The sequence below is a fragment of the Krasilnikovia sp. MM14-A1004 genome, from assembly GCF_047159485.1.
In the GTDB taxonomy this organism is placed as follows: domain Bacteria; phylum Actinomycetota; class Actinomycetes; order Mycobacteriales; family Micromonosporaceae; genus Actinoplanes.
In genome coordinates this window covers 6,731,004-6,750,610 of record NZ_AP038773.1, presented here as the reverse complement: position 1 = coordinate 6,750,610, position 19,607 = coordinate 6,731,004, and the positions used below count along the sequence as shown (strand labels likewise).

The 19,607-nt window shown below is 69.5% G+C and carries 17 protein-coding genes; 10 read left to right on the top strand and 7 right to left on the bottom strand.

What is annotated here, in order from left to right; all coding sequences use genetic code 11:
* The first annotated feature begins 27 nt into the window (after window positions 1–27).
* From ACMCNN_RS29430 to ACMCNN_RS29415, 4 genes are all read left to right on the top strand, one after another.
* Window positions 28–1,950, top strand: coding sequence for an alkyl/aryl-sulfatase (locus tag ACMCNN_RS29430; protein ID WP_412743720.1), 1,923 nt, complete (start codon window positions 28–30; stop codon window positions 1,948–1,950).
* Between the two features lie 47 nt (window positions 1,951–1,997).
* Window positions 1,998–3,551 carry an MFS transporter gene (locus tag ACMCNN_RS29425; RefSeq protein WP_412739429.1) on the top strand — a complete coding sequence of 518 codons (1,554 nt, stop codon included), beginning with the start codon at window positions 1,998–2,000 and terminating at the stop codon, window positions 3,549–3,551.
* 198 nt (window positions 3,552–3,749) lie between these two features.
* Window positions 3,750–4,424, top strand: a complete 675-nt coding sequence (locus tag ACMCNN_RS29420) for a GAP family protein (RefSeq protein ID WP_412743719.1) — start codon at window positions 3,750–3,752, stop codon at window positions 4,422–4,424.
* On the top strand, window positions 4,424–6,085 hold the full coding sequence (locus ACMCNN_RS29415; protein ID WP_412743718.1) for a SulP family inorganic anion transporter: 1,662 nt from the start codon (window positions 4,424–4,426) through the stop codon (window positions 6,083–6,085). The genes ACMCNN_RS29420 and ACMCNN_RS29415 overlap by 1 nt, the downstream gene beginning before the upstream one ends.
* Before the next feature lie 96 nt (window positions 6,086–6,181).
* Here ACMCNN_RS29415 and ACMCNN_RS29410 read toward each other — a convergent pair whose 3' ends face one another.
* On the bottom strand, window positions 6,182–6,853 hold the full coding sequence (locus tag ACMCNN_RS29410; protein WP_412743717.1) for a hypothetical protein: 672 nt from the start codon (window positions 6,851–6,853) through the stop codon (window positions 6,182–6,184).
* 467 nt (window positions 6,854–7,320) lie between these two features.
* Here ACMCNN_RS29410 and ACMCNN_RS29405 point away from each other — a divergent pair, with 467 nt between their 5' ends.
* Together ACMCNN_RS29405 and ACMCNN_RS29400 are read left to right on the top strand one after the other, a co-directional pair.
* Window positions 7,321–7,680, top strand: a complete 360-nt coding sequence (locus ACMCNN_RS29405) for an STAS domain-containing protein (protein ID WP_412743716.1) — start codon at window positions 7,321–7,323, stop codon at window positions 7,678–7,680.
* A gap of 372 nt (window positions 7,681–8,052) precedes the next feature.
* Window positions 8,053–8,433: a response regulator gene (locus tag ACMCNN_RS29400; RefSeq protein WP_412743715.1), complete on the top strand. Its 381-nt coding sequence runs from the start codon at window positions 8,053–8,055 to the stop codon at window positions 8,431–8,433.
* A gap of 354 nt (window positions 8,434–8,787) precedes the next feature.
* Here the strand turns inward: ACMCNN_RS29400 and ACMCNN_RS29395 are convergent, their stop codons facing one another.
* From ACMCNN_RS29395 to ACMCNN_RS29375, 5 genes are all read right to left on the bottom strand, one after another.
* Window positions 8,788–10,923 (bottom strand): hypothetical protein, encoded by a 2,136-nt coding sequence (locus ACMCNN_RS29395; RefSeq protein ID WP_412743714.1) that lies wholly within the window; start codon window positions 10,921–10,923, stop codon window positions 8,788–8,790.
* A gap of 690 nt (window positions 10,924–11,613) precedes the next feature.
* Window positions 11,614–13,740: an ATP-binding protein gene (locus ACMCNN_RS29390; RefSeq protein WP_412743713.1), complete on the bottom strand. Its 2,127-nt coding sequence runs from the start codon at window positions 13,738–13,740 to the stop codon at window positions 11,614–11,616.
* Window positions 13,741–14,051: 311 nt separating this feature from the next.
* Window positions 14,052–14,471 carry a hypothetical protein gene (locus tag ACMCNN_RS29385; RefSeq protein ID WP_412743712.1) on the bottom strand — a complete coding sequence of 140 codons (420 nt, stop codon included), beginning with the start codon at window positions 14,469–14,471 and terminating at the stop codon, window positions 14,052–14,054.
* A gap of 35 nt (window positions 14,472–14,506) precedes the next feature.
* A complete protein-coding gene (locus tag ACMCNN_RS29380) occupies window positions 14,507–15,328 on the bottom strand; it encodes a hypothetical protein (RefSeq protein ID WP_412743711.1) in 822 nt (273 codons plus the stop codon).
* Between the two features lie 163 nt (window positions 15,329–15,491).
* Window positions 15,492–15,941: a hypothetical protein gene (locus ACMCNN_RS29375; RefSeq protein WP_412743710.1), complete on the bottom strand. Its 450-nt coding sequence runs from the start codon at window positions 15,939–15,941 to the stop codon at window positions 15,492–15,494.
* A 176-nt stretch (window positions 15,942–16,117) separates the two neighbouring features.
* Between ACMCNN_RS29375 and ACMCNN_RS29370 the strand changes: the two genes are divergently transcribed.
* From ACMCNN_RS29370 to ACMCNN_RS29360, 3 genes are all read left to right on the top strand, one after another.
* Window positions 16,118–16,627, top strand: a complete 510-nt coding sequence (locus tag ACMCNN_RS29370; protein WP_412743709.1) for a hypothetical protein — start codon at window positions 16,118–16,120, stop codon at window positions 16,625–16,627.
* Between the two features lie 141 nt (window positions 16,628–16,768).
* A complete protein-coding gene (locus ACMCNN_RS29365; RefSeq protein WP_412743708.1) occupies window positions 16,769–17,242 on the top strand; it encodes a hypothetical protein in 474 nt (157 codons plus the stop codon).
* Between the two features lie 189 nt (window positions 17,243–17,431).
* Window positions 17,432–17,572 carry a hypothetical protein gene (locus tag ACMCNN_RS29360; RefSeq protein ID WP_412743707.1) on the top strand — a complete coding sequence of 47 codons (141 nt, stop codon included), beginning with the start codon at window positions 17,432–17,434 and terminating at the stop codon, window positions 17,570–17,572.
* 241 nt (window positions 17,573–17,813) lie between these two features.
* Here the strand turns inward: ACMCNN_RS29360 and ACMCNN_RS29355 are convergent, their stop codons facing one another.
* A complete protein-coding gene (locus tag ACMCNN_RS29355) occupies window positions 17,814–18,155 on the bottom strand; it encodes a hypothetical protein (RefSeq protein ID WP_412743706.1) in 342 nt (113 codons plus the stop codon).
* A 616-nt stretch (window positions 18,156–18,771) separates the two neighbouring features.
* On the opposite strand from ACMCNN_RS29355, the gene ACMCNN_RS29350 reads away from it, so the two are divergent.
* Window positions 18,772–19,269: a GNAT family N-acetyltransferase gene (locus ACMCNN_RS29350; protein WP_412743705.1), complete on the top strand. Its 498-nt coding sequence runs from the start codon at window positions 18,772–18,774 to the stop codon at window positions 19,267–19,269.
* Window positions 19,270–19,607: the final 338 nt, after the last annotated feature.

Genomic DNA, 19,607 nt, shown 5'->3' with positions numbered 1-19,607 from the left:
TCGAATCGGACGAGGAGACCGGACATCATGATCACCGAGACCGCCTCCGCCGGCCCGAAGGACGCTCAGCCTTCGACGCGGGCGCGTAACGAAGCCATGCTCGCCCTGCTGCCCTTCTCCGATCGGCAGGACTTCGAGGACGTGTCCCGCGGCCTGGTCGAGGCCGCATCGACCGAGGCGATCCGCCGGCCGAACGGGTTCCCGATCTGGGACCTCGGCGCCTACAGCTTCCAGGACGCTCCCACGGCGCCGGCGACGGTGAACCCGAGCCTGTGGCGCCAGGCCCAGCTCAACCGGGTCGCCGGTCTGTTTGAGGTGACAGACCGGGTGTATCAGCTGCGCGGGATGGACATCTCCAACATCACCGTGGTCGAGGGCGACACCGGGATCATCGTCATCGACCCGTTCATCTCCACCGAGACCGCGACCGCGGCGATGGACCTGTACCGCAGGCACCGGGGCGACCGGCGCGTGGTGGCGGTGATCTACACCCACAGCCACGTCGACCACTATGGCGGCGTGCGCGCCCTGGTCAGCGACGATGACATCACCTCCGGCCGGGTCAAGATCTACGCCCCGTCCGGATTCTTGGAGAACGCGGTATCGGAGAACGTCTTCGCTGGCACGGCGATGAGCCGCCGCTCCCACTTCCAGTACGGGATCTTCCTGCCGCGCAACGAGCGCGGCCAGGTCGACATCGGTCTGGGCAAGGCGGTGTCCTCGGGCACGATCTCGCTGATCCCACCTACCGACCTGATCGACAAGACCGGCACCCGGCTCACGATCGACGGGGTCGACCTGGAGTTCCAGATGACACCGGGCACCGAGGCCCCGGCGGAGATGAACTTCTACTTCCCGCAGTTCCGGGCCCTGTGCGCGGCGGAGAACGCCACCCACACCCTGCATAACCTGCTCACGCTGCGTGGCGCCGAGGTCCGCGACGCGAAAGCGTGGTCGGCCTACCTCAACGAGACCATCGACCTGTTCGCGGACCGTACCGACGTCGTGTTCGCCTCCCACCACTGGCCGGTCTGGGGCAGCGACCGCATCCGCGGCTACCTGGAGGACATCCGCGACGCCTACCAGTACCTGCACGACCAGACGCTGCGGCTGATCAACCACGGCCTGACCCCTATGGAGATCGCCGAGACCCTCACCGAACTGCCGCCCGGCCTGGCCGACAAGTGGTACCTGCGCGGCTACTACGGCTCGATCAGCCACGGCGTCCGCGCGATCTACCAGCGATACCTCGGCTTCTACGACGGCAACCCCGCCCACCTCAACCCGCACCAGCCCACCGAGGCGGGACGCCGCTACGTCGACCTGGCCGGCGGCCCCGACGCGCTGCTGGACAAGGCCCGGGCCGCGTACGCCGACGGCGACTACCGGTGGGTCGCCGAACTGGTCGACCACCTCGTGTTCACCGACCCCACCAACACCGCCGCGCGGGAACTGCAGGCCGACGCGCTCGAACAACTCGGATACCAGTGCGAGAACGGCACCTGGCGCTCCCTCTACCTGTCCGGAGCGCACGAGCTGCGCAACGGCGTCTTCCACGGCGTCGAACTCACCGTCGCCACCCCGGACACCATCCGCGCCATGAGCCTCGACCTGTACTTCGACTACCTGGGCATCCGCCTCAACGCCGACAAGGCCGCCAAGCTACCCACCCGCACACTCAACTGGGAGTTCACCGACACCGACCAGACCTACGCCGTCACCGTGCGGCACGCCGCCCTCACCTACCGGGCCGGCCGCGGCCTGCCCGACCCGGACGCCACCATCACCTTGACCCGCGCGCTGCTCGATCAGATCAGCATCGGTGACACCACATTCGAGCAGGCCATCAACAACGGCGCCCTGCGCATCGACGGCGACCCCGCAGCGCTGACCGAGCTGCTGGGCTGCCTGGACGAGTTCCACGTCATGTTCAACATCGTCGAACCCTAACCGAGGGCGTTGGCCGTGGCACTGGTCCTGAAGAGGTGCGCGTCGACGTGACCGCCACTGCTCCGGTCGTCCCGCACCGCCGCATCGCGCTGTTCGGGCTCTGCCTGGCAGCCGGACTGGTCTGGCTCGCGTTCGCGGACACCGGGATCGTGCTGCCCACGATCGCCCAGGAACTCGACATCGACCTCACCGACCTGCAATGGGTGAACAACGCGTTCAGCCTGGCCTGCGGGGTCGTCGTGCTCAGCGCCGGGCGCTTCTCCGATGTGTACGGCCGCCGCCTCGTCCTGCTCATCGGCACCGTGGTGTTCGGCACCTTCGGACTGCTCAGCGCGTTCCTGTCCGGCCTGCCGGGGCTGGTCACCGGCCGCGCGTTGATGGGCATCGGCGCGGCCCTGATCCTGCCCGCCACCCTCGCCCTGATCCCGGTCATGTTCGACCGCGACAGCCAACCCGGCGCGTTCGGCACCTGGATGGCCGTGGCCTGGGTCGGCCAGGCCGCAGGCCCGGCCCTCGGCGGACTGCTCACCGCCACCGTCGGCTGGCGCGCGATCCTGTGGATGAACGCACCCCTCGCCGCGGTCGCCTTCTACCTGATACTGCGGTACTGCCCCGAGTCCCGTGACGCCGAGACACCCCGCGGCGTCGACGTCGCAGGCCTGCTGACCAGCGCACTCGCCGCGTTCTTCCTCCTGTACGCGTGCACCGCAGGACAGGAGGACGGCTTCAGCTCCCCGCTGATCCTCACGTGCTTCGCCGCGTCGGCCGTACTGTGGGTCGCGTTCATCCTCATCGAGGCCCGGGTCCGCAACCCGCTGGTGGAACTCCGGCTGTTCCACGCCCGCGACTTCGACGGAGCCCTGGTCGCGAATCTCGTGATGAACCTCGTCTTCGGCGGGATCTCCTTCGTACTCGCGCTCTACCTGCAGGACGTACGCGGATACTCGCCGCTCGTCGCAGGCTGCCTGCTGCTCCCCGCCACGCTCACCATCCTGGTGTTCAACCCGATCGGACAGCGCATCGGGCAACACCACGGCCCACGCGGACCGATCCTGTCCGCGATGTACATCATCGCCCTGGGCGCGCTCGTCGCCGGTTTCCTGTCCACCACGTCGCCCTACTGGCTGCTCGCGGCCGGCCTGCTGGTGCTGGGCACCGGCATCGGGCTGCTCTCCACACCCCTGTCCGACACCGCGGTCGCCGGCCCGCCACCAGAGCTCGCCGGAACCGCGTCCGGGCTGTTCAAGGCCACCAGCATGCTCGGCGGCTCGCTCGGCGTGGCGCTGCTGGCCGCCGCCTCGGGTGCGTTCCAGACCAACACCGGCAGCCGGCTCGGCCACCAAGCTGGGCTCACCGACGAGCAGATCGACAACCTGCGACAGGCATTGACCGCCTCGAAAGCGGGCCAGAACCAGCTCGCCGGCCTATCCGACGCGGACCGCGCCCGGGTGATCGACGGCTACCACCAGGCGCAGGCAGCCGGGGCGGCCGGCGCGGTGAAAATGGCCGCGGTGATCGCACTCGCCTGCGGCCTGCTCCTGCTCTGGCTGTGGCCCCGCTCATGGCACTCGACCGCGGACCGGCAGACGTCCCGTCGGTAGCACGGGGCCGGGACGCGCGGGCAGCCGACCAGGCATCGACATGAGCCACGTCTGGGTGGCTCCGGCAGTGTCACGTTGACGGCTGATCTCGGTTGATATCGCAAAGGTCCTACGCACCCGATTTCCGTGAAGTCGATCGCAGGCGCGCACTGGTGATGTATGACCCTTACGACAGCTAGGGTCCGGAACGGGGTTGGGATGGGTGACGCGATCGGTCAGATGCTGGCCTCAGCGGTCGGCATCGCGATCAGCCCGCTACCCATCATCGCTGTGATCCTCATGCTCGCCACCCCGCATGGACGGGCCAACGGGCTGGCCTTCACCACCGGATGGCTGGTCTCGCTAGCGCTGGTCGTGACCGTGGTGCTGCTGATCGGGTCCGGTGCCGCCGCGTCGAGCGGGGCGCCGGTCGGCTGGACGCTGTGGCTCAAACTCGCCCTCGGCCTGCTGTTCCTAGCCCTCGGCGCCAAGCAGTGCCACGACCGGCCACGCGCCGGGCAGCCCACCAGCGAGCCGGGCTGGATGCAAGCGATCGACCAGTTCACTCCCACGAAATCGGCCGGGCTCGCGGCCGCGCTCGCGGTCGCCAACCCCAAGAACCTGGTCCTCGCCGTCGGCGGCGCGGTGTCCATCGCCGGTACGGGCGCGACCGACGGCGCCCAGGCCGTCGCCGCCGCGCTGCTGGTCCTGATCGGCTCGCTGTGCGTCCTGCTGCCGCTTGGCGTCTATCTCGTCGGCGGCCCGCGATCCGCACACGCCCTCGCCGACTGGAAGGGATGGATGGCCGCGCACAACACCGCCATCATGACCGTGCTCCTGCTGGTCCTGGGCGCCAAATACGCTGGCGACGCCCTCAGCGGCCTGACAAGCTGATGCGCCGGCCCACCCTGACCCGGCCGACCGGTTCGGACGTCTCCGCCGGCCTGGTGACCGGCCTGTTCAGCATCCCCGAGGGCATGGCGTACGCGGCGATCGCCGGGTTCAACCCCGTCGCAGGCCTGTTCTCCGGCGTGCTGCCCGTCATCGCGGGGTCGCTGACCGCCCGCACCGTCCTCATGGTCACGACGCTGACCAGCGCGATCGCACTGACGTCGCAGAGCGTGCTGTCCGCGGCCGGGCTAAACCCGGCAGACGCGGGCAACGTCGCGTTGCTGGCCGTCATGACCGGCCTCGTCATGGTGCTCATGGGGGTGTTGCGGCTCGGCGCGGTGATGAGCTTCGTGTCCAACGCCGTGATGACCGGCTTCTCCACCGGCATCGCCCTGCAGATCATCACCGGGGTACTCAAGGACGCCACCGGCTACCAGCCGCACGGACACAACAAGCTGGTGCAGCTCGGAGACTGGCTGCTACATATCGGATCATGGCAACTCGCCACCACCCTGGTCGCGGTGGCCACGGTCGCCGTCTGGGCGCTGGCGCACGCGGTACGCCGACTGGAGACGGTAGCGCTGCTAGTCGCCATGGTCGTCGTGAGCGTCGCCGTCGCGTTACTCGGCACCGACGTCGAACTCGTCAAGGGGATCGCGGCCATCCCCGCCTCACTGCCGCACCTCACCATGCCCGACTGGTCGACGTTCGGCACGCTCGTCGGCGGGGCCGTCTCCGTGGCGCTGGTGGCGCTGGCCCAAGCCGCGGGTATCGCACCGACGGTGCCAAACCCGGACGGCTCCCGCAGCGACATGAACCGCGACTTCATCGCCCAAGGAGCGGCCAACGTCGCGGGCGGGCTGTTCCAGTCGCTGCCCGTCGGCGGCTCCCTGTCCCGCACCGGAGTCGCAGTCGCCGCCGGCGCACGCACCCGCTGGGCAGGGATCTTCTCCGGGCTATGGCTCGCCGTCATCGTGCTGGCCTGCGCCCCCTTGGCCGAACGGATCCCGATGCCGGTCATCGGCGGGCTCATCCTCGTCGTGGGCGGGGAACTGATCTGGGGCCGCCGCCACGACGTCATTCTCGTCTGGCGCACCTCGAAGTTGTCGACCGCGGCGATGGCCCTGACGTTCCTCGCCACCACCCAACTGCCCCTGCAACAGGCCGTCATCCTGTCCGCGGTGCTGTCACTGCTGCTCTACTGCGCGCAAGCGGCCCGGCAGGCCCGGCTCGTCGCACTGGTCCGCGACACCAACCGCCAGTGGACACCAGCGCCCGTCCCCGCACGGCTGACATCGAGATCAGTCACCGTGCTGCACTACGAGGGAGTCAGCCTGTTCGCCGAGCTGCCCCGCATCGACCAACACTGGCCCGACATCGGCGACGCACACCAGCCGGTGCTGATCCTGTCGCTCCGCGGGCTGCCCGACGTGCCGACCTCCGGAATGATCAAACTGCTCCGCCGCCGCGCCACCGAACTCAACCACGCCGGAGGACGCCTCATACTCGCCGGCGTCGACCCTCCCTTGATGGCGACACTGCACAACACCGGCCTCGCCAACGCCCTCGGCCCGAACGGCCTCGTCCCCGACGACGGACCCATCATGGCACCGCTCGAACGAGCCGCGGCGCAGGCCGAACAATGGCTCACCGAGCAAGACTGACACCGCTCCGCCACAGCAAGACCCCAAGGCCCCCGGCGCCCCATGTGATCTCTGGCGGGTGTCTCTGTTGGCATGTCCACGACGCAGAACCGCAGCTCAAGCACCATACGAAGCAACCGAGCTGTGCATAAGGCGCAATCGGCCCCGGCCGGCACCTAACCCGATCCACTGCCGGGCGACCAGTTCCACGGTGAGGTCGGTGCCCGTCCACGGACTGGCCGCAATCAGAACGCTGCCCCGCTGCCGGGCGCGGGCCGCCAGCGACCGCACCACCGAATCGGCCGGAGGGCCGCCCGCGGTGGCGGCGACGACCAGGTCGAAGCCGTCGAGCAGGGCGGCGACCACGGTGGGCCAGTCCGGGCCTGGCGCGGGCACCAAGGCCAGCCGCTCGCTGGCGATGCCGTAGTCCGTGATCGCCGCGAGCACCCCGAAGTCCGGCATCCCCGCCACCGCAGCCCACGACCCGGCCGCGACCACCGGCGCGATCAACGCCATGAGCAGCGACGTGCTGCCGGTCGCGGTGATGACGCTGCCGCGACGCAGCCCACCGACGGGGAACAGGTCGGCGAGTCCCGGCAGCACCGGCAAGGTCCGGGAAGCGTCCGGGCCCATCAGCGCGACGTCGTCGGCCGTGGCCACGCTGCGGGCCAGCGCCGCGGTGCGATCCCGGCCAAGCCCGGCCGCGTTGACCTCGGCGATCACCCGGGCGACGTCCGCCGGGCCGGTGATACGGCCGGCGCCGCTCCAGGCACGCTCGGCGCTGGCCATCTCGCTCCCTCCCCGTGCGCGTGGCTCCGCGGACGTACGTACGCCAACCGGGGAAGACGGCGAACATGTGTACTAATCCGTGAGCATAACTCCTGGTGGAGGAGCTGTCGCTGGTGAGACCGATCTTGGTGCGAACAGGGCCACGCTATGTGCGTGGCGGGGCCCTGTTCGTGCCGGTGGCGCTGCTACCCGCCCGGCCCCACCTACTGCCCGGGGCCGCGGCCGGCCCGGCGGGGGAGTGGCCGCGCCGGCGCCGCCCAGCATGACCCCTCGGCCCGGACCGGGTGGCTGCCGTGGGGGATACCCGCCGGTTGTGGACATGGCGGTGCCGCCTCCGACGGACGTGCTGCGGAGCGACGTCGTCGGCGCCAGGTCCGGGCGTAGTACGTTGAACTTGTCGCCGATTTGGCGGCCGCCATACGAGTAGCGCGACGTCTGCTTGTTTCCGCTACTGAACGGAACAGCCCATGCCCGTGCTCACCGTCAGCACCCACGCCGATAGCGACGCGACAACGCGCCTGAGCGCCACCGGCGAGATCGACATGGTCACCGCCGTCCAGGTCACCGAAGCCGTGGAGAAGACCCTCGCCGATCGCGAACCCGCTCACCTGGTCATCGACCTGAGCGAGGTGACGTTCCTCGACTCCACCGGCATGCGCGCGCTGCTGACCGCGCAGCGCGTCGCCGCGGAACACCACAGCAGGCTGCGCATCGCCGGCGCCCGCGGGGTTGTGGAACAAGTCCTGACCATCACCGGGCTGCTCGACGTCCTCGACGGGCGTCACCCCTACGCCAGCCCGCCCGAGCACGGCGGCACCTCCACCTGACCAACCCACCCGGGCATCCGGACGTGCGGACACCGCCGCACCGATCGCGCGACAACGCCACGCGCAAACGCCCCATTGCATGCGCTCAGACAGCCGGTCTGCGGGGTCTTCACGGGCCCTCGGAGGATCTCAACGGGGATCCTCGCCGGTTGTGGACAGTACGGTTCTGCGTTCGTGACGGCCCCACGTTTGTTTAACTGCCCCAGCGCCACGGATATTTGATCTTGGATTCGGCGCCGTTCCCGGTCTAGTGGGTCGGGTCTCGGCTCCGTCGGTAGTCACTGAACCGGGTCGCGCGCGTCAAGATCGTCCCGGTTGTCACCCATGTGACCCTGGGTGGTCCTTACTTGGTGGCGATGTTGGAGGGCCTGGATGGCGGTTATCGTTGTCGCGGACGACGAGGCGGCGATGCGCGAGCTGATCTCGCGGATCTTGCAGGGTGCGGGGCATACCGTGATCACCGTCAACGACGGTCGGGCCGCGATAGAGCGGGTTCGCGCGCTACGCCCGGACCTGGTCCTGCTGGACGGCCTGATGCCGCCGGGCATGAGTGGCTTCGAAGCATCCCTGCTGCTGCACGACGATGACGACTTGTCGGCCATCCCGGTGATGATGGTGACCGGCTCGGTGACCCCCGATGAGGTTCGCCGCCAGCTTCCGCATATCTGCGATGTGGTTCTCAAACCGTTCACGCCCGACGAGTTGCTGAGCTGTGTTCGGCAAGTGCTCGACACGCCTCCAGCGTCCCCATAGGCCGCGACACCCAGGGGGGTGATCTTGGTCGGGGTTGCTCTGGTTCTTGGGTCTGAGGCCCTCCGAGCATCTCAACGTGGATACCCGCCGGTTGTGGACAGTGCATTCCTACATCCACATGTTTCTCTGGGGGTCGACGGCTCTGCTGGCGCGTTCTCCCAGTTCAGGCGCTACGCAAATATACCTATTGATTGCCACATCTGTGGCGCAAGGGTGATTCCGACGGCTTGCGCTGGCCCCCACTCGGCCGTCCGAGTGGGGCCACTGACGACCGTGGAACCACGTCTGAGTCATCCCGCTTTCATGGACCATCAGACTCGGCTGTCAGGATCGGGACGGCTGCACACTGTGGGCCTACTCGCCGGTCGCGATGAAGGCGCGTTGGAGGTCGTCGGCGCCGGGTTTGAGGCGTTCGGTGTGGTACACGCGTTGCCATGGTTGCCACGTGAACGGCTGAGTGCTCTGGTCGATGTGGTCGATGGAGAGGATGGCGGTCACGCCGGGGCTGGTGGCGGTGGCTGGTTCCCGTCCGTGTGGGGTGAGGACCTGCAGCGATGACGGGTCTGAGAAGCCGGCCAGCGCCCAGGGCACCCGCACGGTCACGGTGGCGCCGTCGCGGACCCACAGGGAGCGGTTGTCTGCGCCGGGTTCGGTGGGGTTGAGGGTGCCGTAGCGGAGTTTGCCGGCGTCGAACAGCTCGACCGGAAGGACCCGGTCCAGGGTGGGGACGTACAACGGCCGGTTGGTGATCAGCTGGTAGGCGTGCCAGCCGGGCACCGTCTTGGGGCGCGCGCTGTCGGGCACCGGCCAGTCTGTCTGTAGGGGGTCGAGTTCGGCGCGGATCCACGCCTGCCCGGTCTGGGCGGCCAGGTCCAGGCTCAGCGCTGTGTCTGGGCGCCGGTCCAGGCCACCTGGGGGTGGGCTGCCGGTGAGCTGGGGCAGGACGTCCAGGCCGATGGTGAGCTTGGCTGGGGCGGGGTCGGCGAGGGTGATCGTGAGCCAGAGGTAGCTCTCGTCGCGGCGGGCGGTGACCTTCCGCGCGGGTACCCCGTTCGGGTCGTTCAGCAGGGTTTGGACCGGCTGGTCCGGTGGGCCGTTGGGGTCGGTGGCCAGGATGCCGAAGTACTGCTCGTTGGTCATCGGGTCGTGCCAGAGTTGACGCCGGTCCGCGGGAATTTGGTGGTCCACTGTGTTCCAGGTCTTCTTGAACCATTCGTCGGCCCAGGCGAACACGAATCCGCCGCCCATGCCTTGTCGGCGGATCACTCGTAGCACGTCCGCGTCGATCCGCATCGCCTCGGACTCGCTGTGATCGCCTTGGTCGCGGCCCAGCGGGCCGGCGTGTGCGCTGCCGATCGAGGAGGGCACCCCGAACTCGCTGATCACCACCGGCATCCCGGTGTGATGTTTGCGCAGGGCGGTCAGGTATTCGGCGTACGGGTCCGGGCGGCCGGGGAACTCGTAGCGTTGGAAGTCCGGGTAGTACGGGTAGGCGTGGTAGCTGGCGAATGTGCCGCCGGGCCATGCCGGGGTCGGCCGGACGTGGTTGGCGTCCACCCCGACGAGGTCTTCCTGCTCCAGCGGCTCCGCCGGGTGATGCAGCGGATCCGCGGTGGGCCAGTTCGCGAACGCGATCGGCTCCGTGCGCCCCCGGCTTGCCTCGGCGGTGGCCAGTTCGTCCATCCGGGCCGCCAGCCACCGTTCCGTCGGGCTGGCCTGGCCCGTGTTCGTGAAGTAGCGGCCGTGGTGGGCGGGGGCCGCGCGGTTCTTGCGGTCGCTGGCCGAGGTCGCGGTGGGATCCCATTCGACGCCGATGATCCACCCGGCGAGCCATCGGCTGACGTCGGTGGTCCAGGCGCCGCTGGCATGGCCGGGTGTCGCCGGGCGGGTGAGGTTGCCGGAGACGGCGGCCGAGGCGGCGCGCAGTTCAGCCGTGAACGCCTGGGTGACGGCCGGGTCGTAGAGGTTCTCCTTCTCGATGTACGACTCGTCCGGCAGGTACACACCGTGGATGAGATAGAGGGGCCGGTCGGGGTGGCTGGTGTTGTACGCGGCGAGTTCGGTGTAGAAGGCAGGCGGGTGGATGGTGTAGTTGCGCACCACCCGGACTCCCAGCTGCCCCATTGCGGCGAACCAGGCCCGGTAGTCCGCAGCGGTGATGGCCAGTTCTCCCGGCTGAAAGCCGGGGGTGGTACTGCCCAGGTTCACCCCGGGCAGGAACGTGCGGTCACCGCCGGTCGTGTGTACCGCGTACCCGCGGGCACCGGCTTGCGCGAGCGCGGCCAGCCCACCGACCGTCACCGGCTTCGGCGCCCACGAACTGCCCGCCGGCGGCGCCGCGAGCGCGCTCAGCCCGACGATCCGGACCGGCTCGGCGGCCGGCTCAGACCGGCGGCAGGAAGCCCCCGCGGTGACGAGCGCCAGCAGCGCGACGCACACCCCGGCCAGCGCCCGGCCCGGCGCGGTGTGCGCGTTCACCCGGTTCGCCACGGGCTCTCCCGATCACCAGCTCGACCACGTACCGGCATCGCTTCAGCCGGGCGAGACCGGTGGCCTCCCCACCTGCAAGATCAAAGCTGCTTCACACCCATCATCCACGACAATTCGTGCAGAAGGATCTAAACACCCGAAGCCGCGGCGAGCCGCTGCGTAGCCGATCAGCCGAGTGCGGGAACCTTCTGCGCACCCTGGGAACGACGTCGGCGACGTACGCGACAAGCGATGCGGCCCGATGCACGCGTTGATCAACCGCAGGTGGCCAACGTGGTGGCCATCGCTGAACTGATGTTGGGGCTGGCGTCGAAGTCGAAGTTGGTCAGCTACTTCACGCGGGTTGAGGACCGTTGTCCTCCCTGGATGCAGGATGCGTCCGGTGGCGGTGTCCGGTCGCGATGGGGCGTGTCGGACTACGGGCGATCTCGTTGAACGAGCGCAGCACGCCGGGCCGGCTCCTCACCCCGACCCTGGCGTGTTCGGACCGGGGTCCTGTTCGGAGGGCTGCCTCTTCTGCTGGGGTGGCGAGGATAGGCATCCTGCACACGGCAAAGGGGTGTGCCGCGTGCTCTGGGGCCCCGGTCCGGCCTGGCGATCCAGTGGTGGGGTCTGCGGGTGCGCGGGCGCCATCACCTGTGGGGCCGCCCTGCTACCGGCTGGTCACTGCCGGGGCAGGGTGGGGGCTGCTCAGGCGGCGGATCGGACTGGTGCCGCCGCGGTGGGAGCTTGGGGTGTGAGCTGGCGGATGGTTGCTGGTGCGGGCGTGGAGGGCACGGCGTGCAGCCGTGCGTCTGCGTCCGCTGGGGCGCTGATCGGATCGGCCGCGGGCAGGGTGAAGATGAAGCGGGAACCGCCGCCGGGGTTGTCGTCGGCGTGGATGGTGCCGCCGTGGCGGGCGACGATGCCCTGGCAGATGGCCAGGCCGAGTCCGGTTCCCGCGTAGCCGGCGCCGGGGTGGGCGCGGTCGAAGTTGCCGAAGATGGCTTCGTGTTGCCCGGCGGGGATGCCGATGCCGTTGTCCGCGACGGTGACCTGCACGAGGCCGCCCGACTGGGTGCTGGTGACCCGCACATGTGGAGCGACACCGGGGACGGTGTATTTGATGGCGTTGCCGATCAGGTTCTCGAGGAGCTGCCGCACCGCGCCCGCGTCGGCGTGCACGGGGTGGAGCCTGCCGAGGGCGACCTGCGGCACGGGGAGGCCGGTGGCGGCTGCGGTGTCGGCCCGGCCGGCGGCGATGTCGCCGACCATGCTGGTCAGGTCGACCTGGGTGAGGGTGAGGTCGGCGTCGCGGGCGGAGGTGTAGGCGAGCAGGTCGTTGATCAGCCCCCGCATCCGCGCGGCGGCGCGGGACACACGGGTCATGCCGTCGCGGGCCATGCCGATGGCCGGTTGCTCGGCGTCCAGGGCGTCGGTGGCGGCTTCGGACCAGCCTTCCACGGTAGCCAGCGGGCTCTGCAGGTCGTGCGCGACGGCGCCGGCGAAGGTGGCGAGCTGGTCGCGGTGGCGGCGTTCGGCGGTGACGTCGTGGTAGAGCACGACCGCGTTGCGGGTGCCGTCGCAGCCGGGCAGGGGGGTCGCGGAGACCTGCACGATCCGCCCGTCGCGGCCGTCCGGGTCGGTGAACAGCAGGTCGACCGGGTCGACCTGCTCACCGGCCAGGGCCCGCGCCGGCGGCAGCGCCTGCGCGGTGACCGGGCTGCCGTCGAGGTGATGTGCCCGGGGCTGCACGTCGCTCGTGGCCCCGGCGGGCCCGAGCAGGCGCACCCCGGCGGGGTTGCGCAGCACGACCTGGCCGTCCGCGTCGACCAGGGACAGGCCGTCGGCCATCGAGTCGATGACCGCGCTCATCAGCGCGGCGTGCCGAGTCAGTTCGGCCGTCAGCGTGGTGCGTTCGTCGCGGCCGAGCGCGAGGGCGAGCCCGATGGCGGCGATCAGCACCACGTACACCTGCGCGGTCATGGCCCGGGCGTGCGGGTCCGCGAGGGCCGCCATCGGTCCCTCGCCATACAGGGTGAACAGCATCGCCGCCGCGCCGAAGATCAGGTGGTGCAGGACCAGGAAGCTGGTGGACAGCCGGACAGCGGCCCACACGGTCAGCGCGATCAGCGGGAACGCCAGCGGCAGACCATGGTCGAAAACGAACCCGAACAGATACGCGACGGTGGAGCACAGCGCCACGGCCAGGTACTCGGCGACCCGCCATGCCGGCATCGCCCGCAACGCCTTGTCCGTGGCCTGCCACCAGCCGGCCACCGACCCGTACCGGGCCCGGAATCCGCTGACGGCGGGCCCGAACCACAGCCCGGTGGTGCCCAGCACGAACACGCTGGCGACCTGCCGGGCCATCCACTCCACCACCACCAGCCACGACATCGGCGCGCCGGCCAGCCACAGACCAGTCAGGCCGAACACCGCGCTCACGGTCGCGGCGACGACCGTGACAGCGAGCAGGTAGGCCAGGTCCCGCGGCGCGGACAGCCGGGCGCCGCCATCGGCGCCCCACAGGGTGGGCCGCCAGCGTCCCAGCAGCCACACGAACACCACGGCCTGCACCAGGTTGGCCAACGCCAGCACCACACCGGCCGGGAGCGCGACACCCGTGGCCACGTTGCCCACCAGCGCGATCAGGAACAGGGCACCGGCGTCCACCCACCGGGTCCGGGCGTGCCGTTGGACGCAGAACCACACCACCGCGACACCTGCGGCGGGCCACAGCAGCGCCAGGCTGCTGCCGTCAATGACGGTCAGCCGTCCGACCAGCAGCGCCAGCGCATACACGAGCGCGAACCCCACGGTGCGCGCCAGCGACACCCGACTGGATGGCAGGCCGCGCCTAGTACGGTTCGACGCCGTTTCCGGCGTGTCTGCCGGTGCTGCTGTGGTGCCCGTGCCGCGTACGCCGGTGCGCTCCACGTGATCCCCCGTTTCGCTGGTCCGCAGTCGGGCCCAACAAGACAAGGTTGGGAGATCATGGGTGCCGGCCCGGTGCGGCACGGTTGCCGGCAGGGTGCGGCTCGTACCTTCAGCCGGGCGACGTCACCGGAGGGCTGCGCCGGTCGGACGAAAAGGTGATCGGCCGGGCGGCTCATCGCCGCCCGGCCGATCGGGGTGGGACTGTGCTGTCAGCTGCCGGGCTTGCAGGTCTGCTGCAGGTTGGTGCTCAGCTGCTTCGCGAACGCGGTGTCGGCGGTCAGCTTCTTCTGGAACGCGGTGACCTGGGCCTTGGTCAACCCGGGGTAGGCGGGAGTGGCCTGGTAGGCCTCCGCCATCGCCTTCGGGTTGTCGTACACGGTCGACTGCACCTTGCACAGGTGCGCCGCGGTCACCGCGATGAACGTGCCCTCCGGCGTCTGCGCAGCACCGGCCGGGGCGGCCTGGGCAGCGCCTGCGGTCTGCTGAGCCCCGGCGGCCTGCACCGCAGCAGGCTGCGCCGCCGCGGTCGCCTCGTGTTCGGCGCCGCAGCCGGACAGCCCCAGCAGGGCCACCGCCGCAGCGGCGCCGGCCGCGGCGAGAGACAGAACACGGGTGGTGTGGGCTCGCATGAAAGTCTCCTTCAGATCGCGGATCGCGGGCGGGTTCAGGCAGCGCCGATGAGCACCGAGCCGGTGAAGCTGCCACCGGTGTAGGTCGCCGTCAGCGGAACCCGGTAGGTCTGCTCCGGGTCCAGGCCGGTCGCGGTCAGCCGGACCGAGAAGAAGTCGTCCTCGGCGACCGCCAGCGTCGGGCCGTTGTTGAGGCCCGCAGCGGAGGCGTCACCCGGGTATACGACCTCGAGTCCGGGTGGCGGGGTGAGGGTGACCTTGAGGTTGTCCAGGCCGGGTTTGTTGCCCCGCAGCACGATCTTCGTCCAGGTCGGGGTGCCCTTCTTGACCAGCACCGGCGGGGTTTTCACCGTGATCGCCGCGCCGGTGCTCGGCGTCACCGGCAGGGTCACATTCACCGTCTGGCTGGCCTTGGGCCCGGAACAGTTGACCTTCTTGGTCTTCAGGTCGTCGTCCTTCTTGATCTGCCCCGGGGGCAGCAGCCGGTAGTCCACGTTCAGTGTCATCGTGACCGGCCCGGTCGCCGTGGCCGGCGCGGTGACGCGGAACGCCGTGTAGTCGGTGTTCCCGGCCGCCAGCGCGGAGGCGGTGTAGAACGAGGAGAAGTCGGCGGTGCTCTCCGGATAGGTGACCTTCGCGCCGGGCCCGGTCAGGGTCACCTGCATGTCGCAGACATCCTGGCTGGCCTGCCAGATCGTGCTGATCCAGCCCTGCTGGCCGGGCAGCATCGACGCGAGGGTGGGCACCAGCAGCGTCAGGCCGTCGTCCTTGGCGCCCGCGGATGCGGGTCCGGCGAGCCCGACCGTCGCCCCGGCAACCGTGACCAGCACGGAGGCCGCCAACACGTGTACGCGCATGAAATCATCCCTCGGCGGGCCGCCCCGCGAGCGCTCATCGCCCACCGTCGCGCGGCCCTACCCCCGCAGCATCGTCACTTGACCTCCGTGGCGTAGCCGTCCGCGACGTCGGTCACAATGGCGGACCCGGTGCCTTAGCCGTGGCGCCTGTTCAGGTTCGCGATCAACTCGCGTTGGCGGCGCGCGCGGCGTCCAATTCCTCGCCGCGTCTATCGAGGGCGTGCTGCAGGTCGATGACCTGCTGTTCCAGCAGGGAGATGCGTCGCTGCAGGTGGTCGACGTCGGCGGGTGCGCCCACGCCGGCCTCGTGCCAGGCTTGTTCGCCGAGCAGCTGCGAGAGCCGGTGTTCCAGGTGCCGGATGTGCGTGGCCTGGCGTCTGATCTGCCCGTGCGCGTTGGCCAGGTCGGCCTGCAGCGAAGCCCGGCCCACCGTCGCAGATCCAGGCTCTGCGGTCCGGTCGGCCTGGGCTTGCTGGAGGCGATCCAGGAGGTCCCGGTGCCGGTAGAGGAAGCTGCGGTCCACGCCCGCCGCGCGGGCGATCGCGGAGACACTGATCTCGGCGTGCTTGCTCTGGAGCCTGTCACGTTGTGGGGGTGCCCGGAGATCGCGCACCAGGAGAACGTCCTGGCTGATCCTGCTCCCGTTGAACCGCCCTGGTAGGAGCTCGCGAGCGGGCATTCGTCGCAGGTCTTGCCGGATGGCCGGGTCAGGCTCGTACACTCTCGGCCGCGGCCGGCCATCGCTCGGTGACCGGCCGCGCGGCGGACCGTCCTCTGTGGAGGTTAACTGTGGCAACCCTGCTCAGCAGCCATGATCTGGTCCTGCGCCCGGACCATCTGATCCTGCAACTACGTGACGTCGACTGCGACGCCGGCATCGGCGCTGAGCAGGCCATCAACCAAACCCACACCAGTATCGTCGCGAGTTCCGGTTACACGGTGTACGTCGAGGCGGTGCAGAACCTCATCGCCGTGCGGGTCGACGTCGAGGTGTGGGACAGCGAACCCGACAGCAGGCCCACCACCGTGGACTGGACCGGCCCGACCCTGGTCGACCTAGACTGCCCGACCGGCCACCTCCAAGTGGGCGACGACATGGGCCACGCCATATCCGAGATCCTCCCACCGCAGGGCCCCGGCCGCTACCACGTCGCGTTCTACCACCACGGCCGGGACGAGGCGCTCCAACTGGAGCAGCAACTCACCAGCGTGCTCGCGGCGCCGGACGGCGGGCAACGCCTCGACGACATGCGGCCCAACCTGGAAGGCCGTGAGCGGTACCTGTTCCGGGTGTGGTGACAGGCACCGCTACCGGAGGACGATGAGGACGATGCGGACCACGACCCCCTCTGACTTCCGAGGCAGGCCGCAATGAGCGAGACACCACTACCACTACCGGCGGTGCGCGGGGGCGCAGCCGCCCGGAACAGACGGGTGCGCGTGGCACTGCCGATCGGTGCCGCGGTCGTCGCGGCGCTGGTCGCCGCGTGGTTGTTCACCCGGCCCGCGTCGGTTGGCGGTCCTGCGTGGCCGACTGCCCCGGCCGGCGGCCCGTTCCTGCCCTGGCCCGCCACCGGCAACGCCACCGCGGACCGCGGCCTAGTGCAACGCGCCATCCATGCCTGGGACACCGGGGGGAAGCCCGCGGTCTCCGGCGCCCACACCGACGTGTATCCGCTGCTTATCCACACCGGAACGCCCGCCGGTCCCGTCGTGATCCTCCAGGGCAACGATCAGAGCGGAACGGCACTACGCTCTCGCCCCCACCAGCACCCCGAACGGAACCTGACCATCCGCGCCCGCCGCCGAACGCTGCCGCCACATGGCTGGGCGAAGGTTCCCTCCACGCTAGGACGAGCGGGCGGTGTTCCGGGGGCGGAAGTCGCGCAGCGTCAGTGGTCTGCCGACCGATGACCTCCGCCCGGCACGCCTCGACTCAACTCTGGCTCGGCGGGCCGCACGGCGAACCACCTGTGAACTACATCCGCACCATCGCGGCGCATGCCCAAGACCGCCGCTGGTCATGGGAAACCTCAGGCAGGACGCAGAGCTTCGAGCGACCGGAGGCATACCAGGCCAAGAAGATCGCCGACCCGTTCACCCGTGCTCGTCGAGTACCTCCACGCCCTCGGCATCACTGTCGACAGCGATCAGCAGTACAACGGCGCCGTCACCCTGGAACACCAGACGAGTTGGCGACCCTGGCGGCGGCGTACCCGCCGGCCGACCACCCCAGGTCGCTGAGCCTGATCCGGCCGAGGTGCGGAATCAGTCAGGCATTCTGGCAATGCAATTTGCTACGCCGTGTTCCGATTGCACTCTATGCCGCGATCAGTTCGCTGCGAAGCGTGGCGCATCGCGTTGCGATGGGATACGCGGGCTCTCCAGATGAGCGAGCACGAAGGCCGGGCTGGCCGGTGCCGCACTGCTCGGCGCCGTGCCCCGGGAATTGCGCTATTTCCTGTTGCCCCAAATGCCCGGTCGTCTACGAGATCCGTACGAGCTTCATCGCGCTGCTAGCGAGCGCGAAGGTCACCAGCCACAGGTAGATGCCGAGGACGGTCTCCGGCAGGTGGGCTGAATTGGCGAGGTGGTTGAAGCCGAGGATCGTTGTGGCGAGCGCCAAAGCGGTCAGTGCCCCGGCGGTGCGTCGCCGGGTGGTCGCATCGATGCTCGGTTTGGTCAAGACGGCGCCCACGACGGACGCCACGATCGCCGCGATCAGCACCAGGGCCGACGGGACTCGACCGAACGCGGCATGCTCGGCTGCCGAGGGCACGCCGAGCCACGTGGCCACAGCCGTGCCCGCCAGGAAGAACACAGCCATCGGTGCGAAAACCCTCACGGTCACGAACCCTGCGTGGCGGGCAGAGCTCGGCCCGCTTCACCTGCGCCCAGGCAGTCATCGCTGATAGTGACCGGATGGGTGGACCGTCGCGCACACGAGTTGACCTGTTGGTGTCCCTCACGTGGCAGCCGGTCCTGCCTCCTACCTGGCCACATCGCGCCCCCCGCCTGATCGTCGCCACACTCTAGGCAGACCGTAGGTGTGCCGTCTCCCACGAGAATCACAGAACGTGATGGCGGGTCTGCTCGAAGCAGGACATCAAACCGCGGAGTAGAACAAATGGGCCTGGCCGGTGGTGCGAAGCACCCCGTTGGTACACGTCTCACGGTGGGTCACCGACCGTTGATAGCCGGGCTGGCTACTGCCACCATTGTCGGACAGGCGTTCGGATGCCTGATTTCGTTCGTGAGAACGGGAGCCAGATGTCCGTCACTTCCGGCGCCACCTCGCTGGCCGGTCCAGCGCGAATGTTCGCGAGAACGAGCGCCACTTGTTGACCACGGTCGAGGAGGCGGCGAAGTCAGCACAGGGCCGCTGAGTCACTGTCCGTAGATTGACCCATGGACCTGATCGGCACCTACCGAGGGACGAGACCTTGACCAACCTGCTGCAGGACCGGACCGGCCGCACCATCTCCCTGTCTGAGGTCACAGACGACAACTGGCGCGCAGTCGCAGACGTGGCACCCCACGACGAGCAACGCCGATTCGTCGCCGCGCTCGGCGCCCGGTACCTCCTGCTCTCCATGCGCGGCGGCCTGTGGCACTCGCTCGCCATCCAAGCCGACGGTGCCGTCGTCGGTCACGTGATGTGGGCGCACGACAGTGACGACGGAACGCACTGGATCGGCGGCATGCTGATCGACGCGGTCGAGCAAGGTAAAGGCGTGGGTCGTGCAGCCCTGCAGGCGACAATCCGGCTGCTGAGCGGCCTGCCCGGCGCCCGAGAGATCCGGCTCTCTTACCACCCGGACAACGCCGCGGCCGCCCGCCTGTACACCGAGGCCGGATTCAGCCCCACGGGTGACACCGAGGACGACGAAATCGTGGTTGCCCGGGCCGTCGACACGACGCCCGCCGCGGCTCGCGGCTGAGGCCGAGCGGCCGCCGCACTTCCCACGGCTCGTCACCATGCGTAAGCGGATCTCTCTTCGGCGGTAGGCGGCAGGCGGAGCCGGACCCGTGGCGCCGAAACTCACCAACATCGACAGCAATGAGATCTCGCTGGCGTCCGAACTCAGCGACATCTGGCGCCGGGACTCGCGAACAAACCCAGATGCCGATCGCATGAGCGGGCGCCGCAGCGCTGCGCGAAGCCATGGTGCTGGACGTGGAAGCGGACGCGACGATCGCGGGGCACATGGCGCCGTCTCCGGAGCGGCAAAGGAGGCGAGAGTGCATGGCAGGCAGTCTTAGAACGCCTGTACGATGA

Excerpts from the sequence above, each read along its gene's own strand:
- ACMCNN_RS29430 (WP_412743720.1), top strand. The coding sequence starts at position 28 with ATGATCACCGAGACCGCCTCCGCCGGCCCGAAGGACGCTCAGCCTTCG.
- ACMCNN_RS29420 (WP_412743719.1), top strand. The coding sequence starts at position 3,750 with ATGGGTGACGCGATCGGTCAGATGCTGGCCTCAGCGGTCGGCATCGCG.
- ACMCNN_RS29415 (WP_412743718.1), top strand. The coding sequence starts at position 4,424 with ATGCGCCGGCCCACCCTGACCCGGCCGACCGGTTCGGACGTCTCCGCC.
- ACMCNN_RS29410 (WP_412743717.1), bottom strand. The coding sequence starts at position 6,853 with ATGGCCAGCGCCGAGCGTGCCTGGAGCGGCGCCGGCCGTATCACCGGC.
- ACMCNN_RS29405 (WP_412743716.1), top strand. The coding sequence starts at position 7,321 with ATGCCCGTGCTCACCGTCAGCACCCACGCCGATAGCGACGCGACAACG.
- ACMCNN_RS29400 (WP_412743715.1), top strand. The coding sequence starts at position 8,053 with ATGGCGGTTATCGTTGTCGCGGACGACGAGGCGGCGATGCGCGAGCTG.
- ACMCNN_RS29385 (WP_412743712.1), bottom strand. The coding sequence starts at position 14,471 with ATGCGAGCCCACACCACCCGTGTTCTGTCTCTCGCCGCGGCCGGCGCC.
- ACMCNN_RS29380 (WP_412743711.1), bottom strand. The coding sequence starts at position 15,328 with ATGCGCGTACACGTGTTGGCGGCCTCCGTGCTGGTCACGGTTGCCGGG.
- ACMCNN_RS29355 (WP_412743706.1), bottom strand. The coding sequence starts at position 18,155 with ATGGCTGTGTTCTTCCTGGCGGGCACGGCTGTGGCCACGTGGCTCGGC.